Genomic DNA, 13,477 nt, shown 5'->3' on the forward strand with positions numbered 1-13,477 from the left:
ACACTAACTTTTTTCAAAACTTACACTTTTATTTTATCTTTAATGGAATTAAAAAAAACTTTCATAAAAAGACTCAATACCCCCATAATGAAACCTATAAAAGTCCATATAACTATTATGAAAAGCCTTTTTGGTTTTGATTTTATTACGGGCACACTCACTGGCTCTATTACTGTGAAAACAGGAGTGTCTTCTTTCAACTTAATTTTTTGAGTTTCTAATTGTTTTGCTAATTCAGAATATACTTCGTAGGCTAAGTTATAGTCTGACTGTAATCGTTCTAAACGTGATTGAGAACGAGACAGTATCAAACCTTGGTTTTTATCTCTAAAATTAGCCAATATAGATTGTTTTTCCACAAAGTCTTTCCTAACTTCCTTATGGCGTTCTTCTATAAACTTATATTGCTCTTTAGCTTTTTGTATTTTGAATTCTGTTATAGTCTTTTGTAAAAGTTCTTGAGTTTTTTTTGTCATTTGTGCAGCTGGTAATGCTTCTGGCATTGAAAATGATATTTTAACAAACCCTTCTTTATCATTAACGTCTAACACAAATTGACTTTGTAATAAATCAAATAGCTTTTTATCTTCTATTGACATTACATATATAGAGTCTTGTACCTCGTTCTCATGTAACAATGTACTTTTCTTCTTTTTAAATAGACCTACTATCTTTCCTGGTAACCCAACAGTATATTCCTTAATAGCAGATAATAAATTGAATTTTTGATAATTTGTGTAGTACTCTTTATAAGTTACTTCTTTTTCTAAATTAGAAAACTTCAATGGCACTTCTAAAAGTGCTTTCTGAAAGGGAATGCTTTGAACCACTTTAGGATACAAGCTAGGTGGAATACCTTCCGAATTACCACCTCCTATATTAATCCCTGCCATTGCTGCCAACCCTCCTAAATTACCTCCTACTTTATTATTCGAACTCTGTGGTAACACAATTGTTGTCGCCGTATATTCCTTAGCTGAAAAAACGGCTATAAACAAACCTATTACCACAAAAACTATAAGAAATTTGACAACTGTTTTTCGTCCCTCCCAGATAGTTTTAAATATCTCTAATAAATCTATTTCATCATTAGAAGTATATTTAGTTTTACTTTCCATAATTTCTTAAAGTTATTTCTCAGTTAACGTTTTCACCAACACACCTAAAGTAGCTAAACCTGTAGTTATAGCTATCACTTGTTGCGTTGTAACTTTATTTGTTACCTCTGGTTTTTTTGGGACTAAAATAACTGCACCAGGTTTAACATCTGGATATGATTTAAAGAACAAAAACTTTTTTGTTGTTCTAATATCTCCATTTGCATACACTATATACGCTCTACTTTTTTTTGCGTTTTCAGAAAAGCCTCCAGAGTTTTCAATATAATGTTTGAATGATTTACCTTTTTCATATCTCACTAATGATGGTGACAACACCTCTCCTTCAACCTTTACGGTTTGTCTTTCAGAAGGGATAAATAACTCGTCTCCTTCTTCTAAAATTATATCATACTTTGATTTTTTCCCTCCTGAAGCTAATATCTTCTGTAACTCTATTCCTATTTTAAAGTCTTTTTTCTTCTTCATACGCTGTTCAACATTGCCAGATAATGAATCTCTTTGAGCAAAGTCAGCTATAAAGTCTGATTGCTTTTCATCTTCCTCTTCGTTGTTCTTCCTGGTTAAAAAAGCACCTTCTTCATAAGCATATTTTGTTAAACCTCCTGCTTGCTCTATTAAATCAGAAATTCTTTGGTTTTTTTGACCAATTGAGTACTCTCCTTCAAAATTAACTTCTCCTGTAATAGTTACTCTTTTTTGTTCTGTATACCCTTTTAAATACCTTACAGAAACAATATCAAACGGTTTTAACACAAAGTTATCTAAGTGATCAGTACCTAGATTTTTACTTGCACTTAAATCAAAGTTTTCACTAACAGTTTCAAAACTTCCATCTTTCAACCTTCTAGATACATCAATCATACTTGCGTCTGCTCCATCTTTTAACCCTCCTGCTAATACTATTAAGTCCTCAACACGCATTCCTTTCATAAAATCAAACTCTCCTTCTTTATTCACCGCTCCATTAATGGTAATAAACTCTTTTTCTTTTAACTCTTCTTTCGTGAAAATGTAAATACTATCGCTTTCCTTTAAAAGTATATGCTCTTTATTTTCCATTGCCTTTCTCGGAGAAAAAGATAATGTTTCTTTATCGCTCTTATCATATGTTCTTACAATGATCCCTCTATCTAAAAAGGCTTCTTTAGTTACCCCTTCAGCTTTTAGCAACAAGTTAGAAGCCGTCATTCCTTCTTTATATTCGTAGTTACCAGGCTGAAAAACAGCTCCTCCAACACTTACTCTATTCAAGAACTCATCTACTATTTCGTTTACTTTGATATAATCTCCATCTTTTATTTTCACAGAATCAAAATTATCTTGTGAAACCTCCACAATCTCTTTTTGAACCCCTTTAATTCTCTCTATAACAATTTTTTGTCTATACGCATTTGAGGTGAAACCACTACAATAATTTAATAAGTCTTTTACACTTTCTTCGGATTTCATCTCAAAAACACCTGGTCTTTTAATAGCACCTTCAATAGTAATTTTACTTTCATAAGGTCTTACTATTATTACATCCTGATCTTGAACCGTTATATTTCCTTCTTCTGAACCATTTACTAAAAACTGATAAAAATCAAAATCAGCTTCCTTCATTCCTCTCCTAAAAAGCTGAATTCTTCTAAAAGTACCATTCTTTGTTGGACCACCTGCTGCATACAAGGCATTTAATACCGTAGATAAAGCACTAACTGAATATGATCCTGGGACCTTTACTTCTCCTACTATATTTACTTGAACATTTCTTACTTCTTTTATAGAAACAGCTACATTTACTTTATTATAACTACTAGAAGAAGCTCCTATTCCTGCATAGATTCTTTTTAAATAATTTTTTATTTTAGATTTTGCAGCACTGACTGGTAATCCTATTAATTGAATATACCCTACTCCTTCAACATTTATAGCCCCTTGTTTGTTTACTTTTTTCTCATAATTGACCTCTGCTGCTCCCCAAAGGTCAATTGAAATAACATCTCCCGCTCCTATAATATAGTTTTCTGGTGTAGCTATATTTAAATTTGGTGTAAACGAAATATTTGGGTTATTAAAAAAACTATACCCAAAGAGTTCTTCTTTTTTTTCTTCCTTTTTTTCTTCTCCCGTCAAACCGAAAAGAAGCTGAGTACTATCTACTTCTTCCTCTTGACTTTCTTCTTCTCTTTCCTCTTCTTTATTTTGTGGTTTATTTTTGAGTTTTTCTATTCTTCCTCTAAGCTTTTGAGCTTGTAATTCGGACATTCCTCTAGTTTTTGCTATTGCTAAGGCCTGATCTAGAGTATACCCTTCCTCTTTTATTTTTTCCCAGTATTTTGCTACTTGTTCATCAGATAAATCATCAATTTGTATTTGACTTTGAACGTCTTGAGCTCTCATTTCAGTATTAGCTAACACCAAAAAAGCAACAAAAACCACCTGTAATAAAACCTTAATTTTCAATGTTCTTTTTTTTTACAATTAATATTTTTTGGTTTCTAACTTCTAGTTAACCTCCTATCCTTTACATTCACCTCTCAACTTCCTGTTATCTACACGTATAAAAACACCTCATTATTAGTATTTTCTTACTCAACCAGTACTCATTAAACATTTTTCAAGTTCACAAAACTACAAAAAATTGCATGAACAAGAAGGTTATAAAATAAAAAAGTCTCATCAAATAATGATGAGACTTTCAGTGGGCGCGAAGGGATTCGAACCCCTGACCCCTTGGGTGTAAACCAAGTGCTCTGAACCAACTGAGCTACGCGCCCGCCTGCAATTAAACCTTTGTAAGAGTTGTGGGCGCGAAGGGATTCGAACCCCTGACCCCTTGGGTGTAAACCAAGTGCTCTGAACCAACTGAGCTACGCGCCCTTACTTGTTAATTGCGGATGCAAATATATAACAGTTTTAGAGATTGACAATAACTTTTTTATTTTTTTTCTATAAAATTTCTGCCACTACAAATGTGCTTCCACCAATATAAATTACATCCTCTTTGGACGCATTTTCTTTTGACCTCTCAAGCGACTGACTTACAGAGCCAAACACCTCTCCTCCCAATCCGAATTCATTCGCTTGTTTTTTTAATTCACCTGCCGACAACCCTCGTGGAATATTTGGTTTACAGAAATAATAAATGGCGTTTTTAGGAAACATTGGTAAAATTTCATTCAAATTCTTATCGGAAACTACTCCCAAAACAATATGCAATTGCTTATAATTTTCTTTTTTTAATTGTTTCAATGTATAAAACAATCCTTCTTTGTTATGCGCTGTATCACAAATTACTTTTGGATATTCCTGCAACACTTGCCAACGCCCTTTTAAATTGGTGTTTTTTACAACATTTAACAATCCTTTTTTTATTTTTTCTTCAGAGATATTAAACCCTTTTAGTTGCTGAATGGCTTCTACTGTTGTTTTTACATTGTTTTTTTGATAATCACCCAATAAATCAGTTGTATAATGTTGCTCTTCATCCGAAGCAAAAACAATTGGGGCATTACATTCTTCCGCTTTAGTAATAAAAACATTTTCTGTTTCTTTTTGACGTTCACCAATAACTACTGGAATATTACTTTTGATAATTCCAGCTTTTTCAAAAGCTACTTCTGGTAAGGTTTCTCCTAAAAACTGTGTGTGATCTAATCCTATATTAGTTATTACCGAAACTTCGGGTAAAATAATATTGGTTGAGTCTAGCCTTCCTCCTAAACCAACTTCGACAACTGCTATATCTACTTTTTGATTTGAAAATTCTTCAAATGCCATTCCAACAGTCATTTCAAAAAATGACAACCCTTGTTTTTCTAAAAAGGTCTTATTATTTTCTATAAACTTGACCACAGAACCTCTTGATATTTCTTCTCCGTTGATGCGGATACGTTCTGTGAAGTTTTTTAAATGTGGAGACGTGTACAGACCGACTTTGTAACCAGCCTCTTGTAATATGGATGCTAACATATGACTGGTAGACCCTTTCCCGTTAGTTCCTCCTACATGAATAGTTTTAAACTTTTCTTGAGGGCTACCTAGTTCTTTACACAATGCAATAATATTTGTTAGATCTTTTTTAAATGCTGCTTGTCCCTGACGCTGGTACATTGGTAACTGGACAAACATCCAATCTAATACTTGTTGATAGGTCATTAAATAATTATTTTTTAACGGAAGAGAAAGTTTAAAAACAAATTCAAGTTGATTATACGAAAGAGATTATTTAATAACTTGAAGAATATTTCTTCTGTTACTTTTACCTATTTGATAGTATTCAAATCCTTTTTCTTCTAAATTATAACTATTATACTGATTTCTTCCATCAAAAATAACTGAATTTTTCAATTGTTTTTCGATTTCTGAAAAATCAGGAGAACGAAACTCCTTCCATTCTGTTAATAATATTAATGCTTCTGCATTTAATAAGACTTCGTATTTCGTTTTCTTATACACTACATTATTAACATTCTTTAGATAAAAATCTTTTGCCTCTCCCATGGCCTTTGGATCATAAGCCTGTACCTTTGCTCCTCTTTTCACCAACTCCTTTATCACATAAATTGCTGGAGCCTCACGCATATCATCGGTTCCTGGTTTGAATGCAAGCCCCCAAAGCCCAAAGGTTTTACCTGTTAAATCTTCTCCAAATCTTTTGATTATTTTTTTAGTAATTACAAGCTTTTGACGATTATTTACATCTTCAACTGATTTAATTAACTGCGCTTCATAACCATTATCTTCTGCAATCTTTTTTAAAGCTTTTACATCCTTTGGAAAGCAAGAGCCTCCATAACCTACTCCTGGATAAATAAAACTGTATCCTATTCTTGAGTCTGATCCAATCCCAACTCTTACGTTATTTACATTAGCACCTACACGTTCACATATATTTGCTATTTCATTCATAAACGATATTTTTGTTGCAAGCATGGCATTGGCTGCATACTTAGTCATTTCAGCAGAGCGAACATCCATTGTTATAAAACGATCATGTGTTCTAAAAAATGAGCTATATAATTCTTTCATTTTTTTAAATGCGTATTCAGATTCAGCTCCAATCACCACTCTATCTGGCTTCATAAAATCACTGATGGCGTCTCCTTCTTTTAAAAATTCAGGATTTGACACCATCTCAAAACCAATCGTTACTTTTCTTTTATCAAGTTCTTCTTGAATTATAGCTTTTACTTTATCTGCTGTTCCTACTGGTACAGTAGATTTATTAACAATAATCAGTCTTTCATTCATTTTCTGACCAACCTCCTTTGCTACCGCTAGTACATCTTGTAAATCGGCGGAACCATCTTTCCCCATGGGAGTATCTACTGCTATAAAAATAATTTCAGAATCATTGACTGCTTCCTCTAACTTCGTAGTAAAAAACAAGTTTTTCTTATCTATATTCTTCAATACCATTTTTTCCAATCTTGGTTCGTAGATAGGAATAATTCCTTGATGAAGGTTATTTATTTTTTCTTGATTGATATCTACACAAATCACCTTATTTCCCATTTCTGAAAAACAAGCCCCAGATACCAACCCTACATATCCTGTTCCGATAACAGTTAATTTCATGTACTTATATTTATTGATTCTTCATTAGTTGTTGCATACATCCTTATTGAATAACTATTCCTTGTAGCTATTCTGCTAAGATATGCTATTTTGAAAGAGAAAACTTGTAGATAATTGTTCCTCGTTGTTTTGATGGCGCATTTCCATCAGCGTTCCATTTTGTTTTTAATGCTGCTTTTTTTGCTGCATCATATAAACATGAAGCTGAATTTGTAGTTCCTTTAGCTCCCGGAGTTGCTTTAGTAACTTTTCCGTTTTGGTCTACCTCAATACTCACTACTACGGTACCTTCTTCTTGACAATCTGGTTTTTGAATAGGTTTTGATAAGGCTTTTCTTCCTGCTAAATTATAATTTCCTCCAGAACCACTTCCCGAATTTCCGTAGTATTTATCAGAATTCGGATCTCCGTTTTCATTTCCTTTTACACCTGATTGCTTATCATCTCCTTCACCAGAGTTTACTCCTTCTTTTGAAGCACCATTCAACAAACTATTCAATGCATCCGTTGTTTCTTTTGATGGTTTTGGCTTTAGTTTTTCTTTCGGTTTTACTTCTTTCGGAGTTTCTTTTACTGCTTCTTTCTTTTCTGCTTTTTTCTCAACTATTGGAACTTCTTCCGCAGTATCATTTGTAATAATTTCTTCTTTGATAGTTTCTTCTGGAGTTTCTTCTACTTGCTCTTCAACTACTTCTTCTTGTTGTTGAGTAGCTTGAGCTTTTGTTTTTTCAACAGATTCACCACTTCCTACTTCTGAGTTCCCAAAATTGATTGCTAACCCATATTCAATAGGCGGATCTAGATATTTAATTCCATAGTTAAATACTCCAATTATTAATAATATCAGAATAATAGCTGTGATAATAGCCGATTTACGTTTATGTTTTGTTTCTAAAATTGTCATTTATTTGCCTTTTACAGCCAAAATCATTTTTAACTTGTTTCTGTTCGCAATATCAATTACCTGCATTACATTTTTATACTGCACGTTTTGATCGCCACGAATAACCACTGTTTTCTTTTTATCTACACCTACTTTAGTGAGTAATTCTCTTTCTAAGTTTACGTTACTTACCTTTGTTTTATCTATATAAAATAATGCGTCGTTTGTAATAGTTACTGCTACTGACGTATTATTTTCAGTTTTTCCTCCAGCTTTTGGTAACAACACGTCAATCGCACTTACTGTGACAAGTGTGGATGTTAACATAAAAAATATCAATAACAGAAAAACAATATCGGTCATTGATGACATATTGAAATTTGGATTGACTTTATTTCTTCCTCGTAAATTCATTATACTGGCTCGTTTAATAAATCTAAAAACTCAACAGACTTTGCTTCCATTTGATAAACAACTTTATCTGTTCTTACTACTAAATGGTTGTAAGCAATATATGCTATAATTCCCACAATTAGTCCACCAACCGTAGTTGTCATCGCTGTATACAACCCATCCGATAACATTTTAATATCTATTTGTCCTCCTGAATTTGCTATCTCATGTATCGCAATAATCATTCCAATTACAGTCCCTAAAAAACCTATCATTGGAGCAGCTCCTGCTATTGTTGCCAACACAGATACATTCCTTTCTAACTTATATACTTCAAGCTTTCCTGCATTTTCTATTGCTGTATTAATATCTTCTAAAGGTTTCCCTATTCTAGAAATTCCTTTACCAATTAACCTAGCAGTTGGTGTCACTGTATTATCACAAAGTGATTTAGCACTATCAATTCTTCCATTCGTTACATGATCTCTAATTTGATCCATGAAATTTATGTCTACTTTTGAAGCTTCTTTGATAGCAAAAAATCGTTCAAAATAAATATATAGAGCTATAGCTAACAACACAAATAATAAAGCTATAATAATTTGTCCGCCTACACCTCCATCCATAATTAAACTATAGATTGATAATGTTTTTTCTTGTGGAACTTCTTCTACTAACTCCTGAGTTTCTTGAAATAATAGCATGAATACTAAATTAGGATTTATATTATGTTTTCGCTACTTAACTAACGATTTGTTTTATGTAAAATTGTTTTATGTAAAAAGCCTTCCTTAATATTAACAAGAAAGGAAGACTTTTATTTTTTATACCTGTTTGCTCAAAAACAGCATTTTACAACTATAAAAGTTATATGATTTATACTAATTCTTTCAAAGCTATTTCAAAAGCCGTTTCACTTATTTTAGCTTTTGAAGCACTTCTAGCAAACGTTCTTTGTAAAGCTTTTTTAATAGTATTTGAAGTATCTTCAAAAATAGCTTGATCTGTCATTTCTACTCTACGCTCCATAAAGTATGCAAATACTCTTGCCATACCACAGTTAGATATAAAATCAGGAATTAGGCTAACTTTTTTATCAGTATCTTCCATGATTGATCCGAAGAAAATTTCTTTATCTGCAAACGGAACATTTGCTCCACATGAAATAACTTCCAATCCTGAATTTATCATGCTATTAATTTGCTCTTGAGTAACTAATCTTGAAGCTGCACACGGTGCAAAAACTTCACAAGGCAAATTCCAAACACGCTCGTTCATTTCTTCAAACGAAACCATGTTTTCAGACACTAAAGTATTTCCATCTTTGTTTAAGAACATTTCTTTTATCTCATCAAAAGAAAAACCTTCTTCTTTAATCACTCCACCAACTCTATCAATTATACCTACAACTTTAGCTCCCATTTGTGCTAAATAATAAGCTGCTGCTGAACCTACATTTCCAAAACCTTGTACTACAGCTCGTTTTCCTTCTACTGTTCCTCCATAAATATCGTAGTAATGACGAACTGCTTCTGCAACACCATATCCTGTAATCATATCAGCTACTGTATATTTTCTAGCAGTATCTGGTGATAAATTTTCGTCTTCTAATACCTTAATTACTCCGTGTCGTAATTGACCTATACGATTAATTTTATCTGCTTCAGTTGGTTTAAAGTGCCCGTTAAAAACACCTTCTTGTGGATGCCAGACACCACTATCTTCTGTAATTGGAATTACCTCATGGATTTCATCAACGTTTAAGTCTCCACCTGTTCCGTAATAGTTTTTTAACAACGGAGCCACGGCTTTATACCAACGTTCTAATACTCCCTTTTTTCTTGGGTCTTGTGGATCAAAATTAATCCCAGATTTTGCTCCTCCAATTGCAGGGCCAGATACTGTAAATTTCACTTCCATAGTTTTTGCAAGTGACATTACTTCGTATTTATCTAATCCTTTACGCATACGTGTACCACCACCAGCAGCACCTCCTCTTAATGAGTTTATAACTGTCCAACCTTCTGCTTCTGTTTCTGAATCTTTCCAATTAAATACTATTTCAGGTTGTTTTTCTTCGTATTGTTTAAGTAATTCTTTCATTGTTTAATGTTATAGTAGATGATTTTCAACTTTGCTTGTTTCTTTTTCATGTTTAAAAATTCGATGTGATTATTCCCCTAAGGGAAGCTAAAGTTGATTCATTATAATATAGGTTTTAATGTGTAGTTGTTACCGAACAAATTTATTATAAAAAACAACATTACTCAAATAGTTTAAATTATTTCTGTGGATAAAAAAAATTACCTGAAGAATGGTCTTTTTTTGCTCCAGTTACTGATTGTAAACAATTTACTTTTTCTTGTTTTTTCAACAACCCTAAAAACGCAAAAACTAATGCTTCTTTGTAGTTGATTAATCCATCATCAACCATTGGTACTGTTTTTTTTATATAAAACTCTATTCTATTCATAAGAAAACTATTGAAAGCTCCTCCTCCAGTTACTAAAACCGTTGCTTCATTTTTATCCTCTATTACTTTACTTATTTGTATTGCTGAGTGTTCTACAAAAGTTCTTAAAATAGTAGGTATTTCTGTTTCTTCTTCATCTATTAAAGGAAAAATAGTTGATTGTACCCATTCTAAACCTAGAGATTTTGGTGGTAATTGAGTATAAAAAGGAAGACTATTTAGATTTTCTAATAATTTTATATTTATTTCTCCTTTTGAAGCTACAATTCCTTTATCGTCAAAATCAAGTCCCAATTTTCTAGTATAATGATTCAATACAATATTTACAGGGCAAATATCAAAAGCTATTCTTTCTTTATTTTTTTCATAGGAAATATTTGCAAACCCACCTAGGTTTAGACAATAGTCATAATCTACAAATAATAACTTATCTCCTATAGGCACCAAAGGAGCTCCTTGTCCTCCAAGTTCTACATCTTGAGTCCTGAAGTCACAAATAACTTCTTTTTTAGTAATATTTGCTATTTCTTGGCCATTACCTATTTGTAAAGTTATTCCTACTTCTGGTTTATGTAAAATAGTATGTCCATGAGAAGCTATAAAATCTAATTTTAAAATGTGATGTTCAACTATAAAATTACTTAATACCTTTCCTAGGAGTTTACCATATTCAACGTCTAAAACCTGTAAATCTTTCTCATCATAATTAATTGCCTTTTGCAGTTTACTTTTCCATTCATTAGAGTATGATATTGTATCTGCTTTTAAAATTTTAAAATCCTTGTATAATCTTTTGTGTATTTTAATGTATGCTAAATCTATTCCATCTAAAGAAGTTCCAGACATTAACCCAATACAATAAATATAGTTGTCTTGCATAAAGTAAAAATAGTAAGTCTATTGAAAAATTGCTATTAAAAAAGTATCTTTGAGCACATTTTTTACGAATTTAACAAAATATAAAAATAGATAATGGATTTTAACCTTACAGAAGAGCATTTAATGATTCGTGATGCTGCACGTGATTTTGCTAAAACCGAATTATTGCCAGGAGTTATAGAAAGAGATGAAAAACAAGAGTTTCCTAACGAACTAGTTCGAAAAATGGGTGAATTAGGGTTTATGGGAGTAATGGTAGATCCTAAATATGGAGGAAGTGGAATGGATGCAGTTTCTTATGTGTTAATTATGGAAGAATTATCTAAAATTGACGCTTCTGCTTCAGTAATGGTTTCTGTAAACAATTCATTAGTATGCTACGGTTTAGAAGCTTACGGAACTGAAGAACAAAAACAAAAATATTTAACAAAATTAGCTACAGGTGAACAAATTGGGGCTTTTTGTTTAAGTGAGCCTGAAGCAGGTTCTGACGCTACTTCACAAGCAACTACTGCTGAAGACAAAGGCGATTACTATCTATTAAATGGTACTAAAAACTGGATTACAAACGGTGGTCGTGCTGATACTTATTTAGTAATTGCACAAACTGATCGTGAAAAAGGACATCGTGGTATTAATGCTTTTATTCTTGATAAAGGAATGAAAGGTTTTGATATTGGTCCTAAAGAAGATAAATTAGGTATCCGCGGTTCTGATACTCATACGTTACAATTTAATGATGTAAAAGTTCCTAAAGAAAATAGAATTGGAGAAGATGGATTTGGATTCAAGTTTGCTATGAAAACTTTATCAGGTGGTCGTATTGGTATTGCTGCTCAAGCATTAGGGATTGCGTCAGGAGCTTACGAATTAGCTTTAAAATATTCTAAAGAACGTAAAGCTTTTGGTACTGAAATTTGTAACCATCAGGCTATCGCATTTAAATTAGCTGATATGTACACGGAAATTGCTGCTGCTCGTCATTTAGTAATGGCTGCTGCTTGTAAAAAAGATGCTGGTGAAAACTACGATCGTGAAGGTGCTATGGCTAAACTATACGCTTCTAAAGTAGCAATGGAACAAACTGTTGAAGCTGTTCAAATTCATGGAGGTAATGGTTTCGTTAAAGAATACCATGTAGAACGTTTAATGCGTGACGCTAAAATTACTCAGATTTACGAAGGAACTTCAGAAATTCAAAAAATTGTAATTTCTAGAAGTGTATTAAAAGATTAATTTCTATAAATAGATAAAACTAAAAAAGCGTATCGTTTGATACGCTTTTTTAATTTTTAAAATCTATTTTATGTAAATGTAAACCTGAAGCTGGAGCAATATTCTTTATCAATTCTATATCAGAATCTGGATTTAAACTTTCTTTAATAAAGCCTAATCCAAACTCTCCTTTTCCTAAGTCGTGTAAAGCCCCCATTATTAATCGAATTTGATTTCTTAAAAACCCTTCTCCTCTTACGATTAAAACATAACTTTCTTTTGGAAAAAATGAAGCTGTTAACTCAATGTTCTCTTCTATTCTACAATACTTAATTTCTCTTTTTACTTTGGTTGTTTCAGAGGGTTTTGTGCAAAATCGTTTAAAGTTATGAAAACCTTCAAAAAGTTGAGCTCCTTCTTGCATTAATGTAATATCAAGTTGTTCTCTAAAACGAGTTAAAAAAGGTGCAGCGTAAGGATGATTCTTTTCTCCAAAAGAAAAGTAATAACGATACTCTTTAACTTTTGGATGCTGAATGATATTAAAATTTTTAGGAATATCTTCAATCTTCAAGGCTCTCATATCGCTTGGTGCATTCGTATTAAACTCAATCATAAATTGTTTAAAATCTATGGCTTCATCTATAAACAATTGAAATGCAAAATGACTGGCTGAAACTCGAGCATCTGTTCTACCCACTCCCAAGCTTTTAAATCGAACCCCTTTGTAAATAAACTTTAAAGTTTTATCTAAAAACAAATGACCTGTTTTTAAATTTGGTTGCTTTTGCCAACCATGAAATCTAAATCCTAGATATTGAATTGTTACTAAATACGAATGTTTATAGCTCATATTTAAAAGATAAATAATTAACATAAAAAAACCTCAATCTTTTAAAGATTGAGGTTTATAAAGAAAGGCAACGACCTACTCTCCCACCATTGGCAGTA

General features: G+C 32.2%; 11 protein-coding genes and 2 tRNA genes. 1 reads left to right on the plus strand and 12 read right to left on the minus strand.

The window, feature by feature from the left end:
* Positions 1-20 precede the first annotated feature (20 nt).
* The 11 genes from MK851_RS08440 to MK851_RS08490 form a co-directional block, all read right to left on the minus strand.
* Entirely contained in the window at positions 21-1,118 is a 1,098-nt protein-coding gene (locus MK851_RS08440) for a Wzz/FepE/Etk N-terminal domain-containing protein (RefSeq protein ID WP_320243119.1), read from the minus strand.
* Between the two features lie 12 nt (positions 1,119-1,130).
* A complete protein-coding gene (locus tag MK851_RS08445; RefSeq protein WP_320243121.1) occupies positions 1,131-3,566 on the minus strand; it encodes an SLBB domain-containing protein in 2,436 nt (811 codons plus the stop codon).
* Positions 3,567-3,805: 239 nt separating this feature from the next.
* Positions 3,806-3,880 (minus strand) — tRNA-Val (locus MK851_RS08450).
* 28 nt (positions 3,881-3,908) lie between these two features.
* Positions 3,909-3,983, minus strand: a tRNA-Val gene (locus MK851_RS08455).
* Between the two features lie 69 nt (positions 3,984-4,052).
* The gene (locus tag MK851_RS08460; RefSeq protein ID WP_303509001.1) at positions 4,053-5,261 is read right to left on the minus strand and encodes a bifunctional folylpolyglutamate synthase/dihydrofolate synthase; all 1,209 of its coding nucleotides are present in this window, start codon (positions 5,259-5,261) and stop codon (positions 4,053-4,055) included.
* Positions 5,262-5,327: 66 nt separating this feature from the next.
* Positions 5,328-6,683, minus strand: coding sequence for a UDP-glucose/GDP-mannose dehydrogenase family protein (locus MK851_RS08465; RefSeq protein WP_320243123.1), 1,356 nt, complete (start codon positions 6,681-6,683; stop codon positions 5,328-5,330).
* Positions 6,684-6,768: 85 nt separating this feature from the next.
* Complete coding sequence (locus MK851_RS08470; RefSeq protein WP_320243125.1) at positions 6,769-7,587, minus strand: energy transducer TonB; 819 nt, start codon at positions 7,585-7,587, stop codon at positions 6,769-6,771.
* Positions 7,588-7,980, minus strand: coding sequence for an ExbD/TolR family protein (locus MK851_RS08475; protein WP_047790254.1), 393 nt, complete (start codon positions 7,978-7,980; stop codon positions 7,588-7,590).
* On the minus strand, positions 7,980-8,663 hold the full coding sequence (locus MK851_RS08480) for a MotA/TolQ/ExbB proton channel family protein (protein WP_303508990.1): 684 nt from the start codon (positions 8,661-8,663) through the stop codon (positions 7,980-7,982). The genes MK851_RS08475 and MK851_RS08480 overlap by 1 nt, the downstream gene beginning before the upstream one ends.
* A gap of 172 nt (positions 8,664-8,835) precedes the next feature.
* The gene (locus MK851_RS08485; RefSeq protein ID WP_303508987.1) at positions 8,836-10,062 is read right to left on the minus strand and encodes a Glu/Leu/Phe/Val dehydrogenase dimerization domain-containing protein; all 1,227 of its coding nucleotides are present in this window, start codon (positions 10,060-10,062) and stop codon (positions 8,836-8,838) included.
* A 178-nt stretch (positions 10,063-10,240) separates the two neighbouring features.
* Positions 10,241-11,311, minus strand: coding sequence for an anhydro-N-acetylmuramic acid kinase (locus tag MK851_RS08490; protein ID WP_320243129.1), 1,071 nt, complete (start codon positions 11,309-11,311; stop codon positions 10,241-10,243).
* Positions 11,312-11,404: 93 nt separating this feature from the next.
* On the opposite strand from MK851_RS08490, the gene MK851_RS08495 reads away from it, so the two are divergent.
* Positions 11,405-12,547 (plus strand): acyl-CoA dehydrogenase, encoded by a 1,143-nt coding sequence (locus MK851_RS08495; RefSeq protein ID WP_320243131.1) that lies wholly within the window; start codon positions 11,405-11,407, stop codon positions 12,545-12,547.
* A gap of 49 nt (positions 12,548-12,596) precedes the next feature.
* Here the strand turns inward: MK851_RS08495 and MK851_RS08500 are convergent, their stop codons facing one another.
* Positions 12,597-13,379: a tRNA pseudouridine(38-40) synthase TruA gene (locus MK851_RS08500; protein ID WP_303508980.1), complete on the minus strand. Its 783-nt coding sequence runs from the start codon at positions 13,377-13,379 to the stop codon at positions 12,597-12,599.
* Between the last annotated feature and the right edge of the window lie 98 nt (positions 13,380-13,477).

Origin of the sequence: Tenacibaculum sp. 1B UA (assembly GCF_033978845.1) — a bacterium.
Lineage (GTDB): Bacteria > Bacteroidota > Bacteroidia > Flavobacteriales > Flavobacteriaceae > Polaribacter.

Excerpts from the sequence above, each read along its gene's own strand:
- MK851_RS08440 (WP_320243119.1), bottom strand. The coding sequence starts at position 1,118 with ATGGAAAGTAAAACTAAATATACTTCTAATGATGAAATAGATTTATTA.
- MK851_RS08460 (WP_303509001.1), bottom strand. The coding sequence starts at position 5,261 with ATGACCTATCAACAAGTATTAGATTGGATGTTTGTCCAGTTACCAATG.
- MK851_RS08465 (WP_320243123.1), bottom strand. The coding sequence starts at position 6,683 with ATGAAATTAACTGTTATCGGAACAGGATATGTAGGGTTGGTATCTGGG.
- MK851_RS08470 (WP_320243125.1), bottom strand. The coding sequence starts at position 7,587 with ATGACAATTTTAGAAACAAAACATAAACGTAAATCGGCTATTATCACA.
- MK851_RS08475 (WP_047790254.1), bottom strand. The coding sequence starts at position 7,980 with ATGAATTTACGAGGAAGAAATAAAGTCAATCCAAATTTCAATATGTCA.
- MK851_RS08480 (WP_303508990.1), bottom strand. The coding sequence starts at position 8,663 with ATGCTATTATTTCAAGAAACTCAGGAGTTAGTAGAAGAAGTTCCACAA.
- MK851_RS08485 (WP_303508987.1), bottom strand. The coding sequence starts at position 10,062 with ATGAAAGAATTACTTAAACAATACGAAGAAAAACAACCTGAAATAGTA.
- MK851_RS08490 (WP_320243129.1), bottom strand. The coding sequence starts at position 11,311 with ATGCAAGACAACTATATTTATTGTATTGGGTTAATGTCTGGAACTTCT.
- MK851_RS08495 (WP_320243131.1), top strand. The coding sequence starts at position 11,405 with ATGGATTTTAACCTTACAGAAGAGCATTTAATGATTCGTGATGCTGCA.
- MK851_RS08500 (WP_303508980.1), bottom strand. The coding sequence starts at position 13,379 with ATGAGCTATAAACATTCGTATTTAGTAACAATTCAATATCTAGGATTT.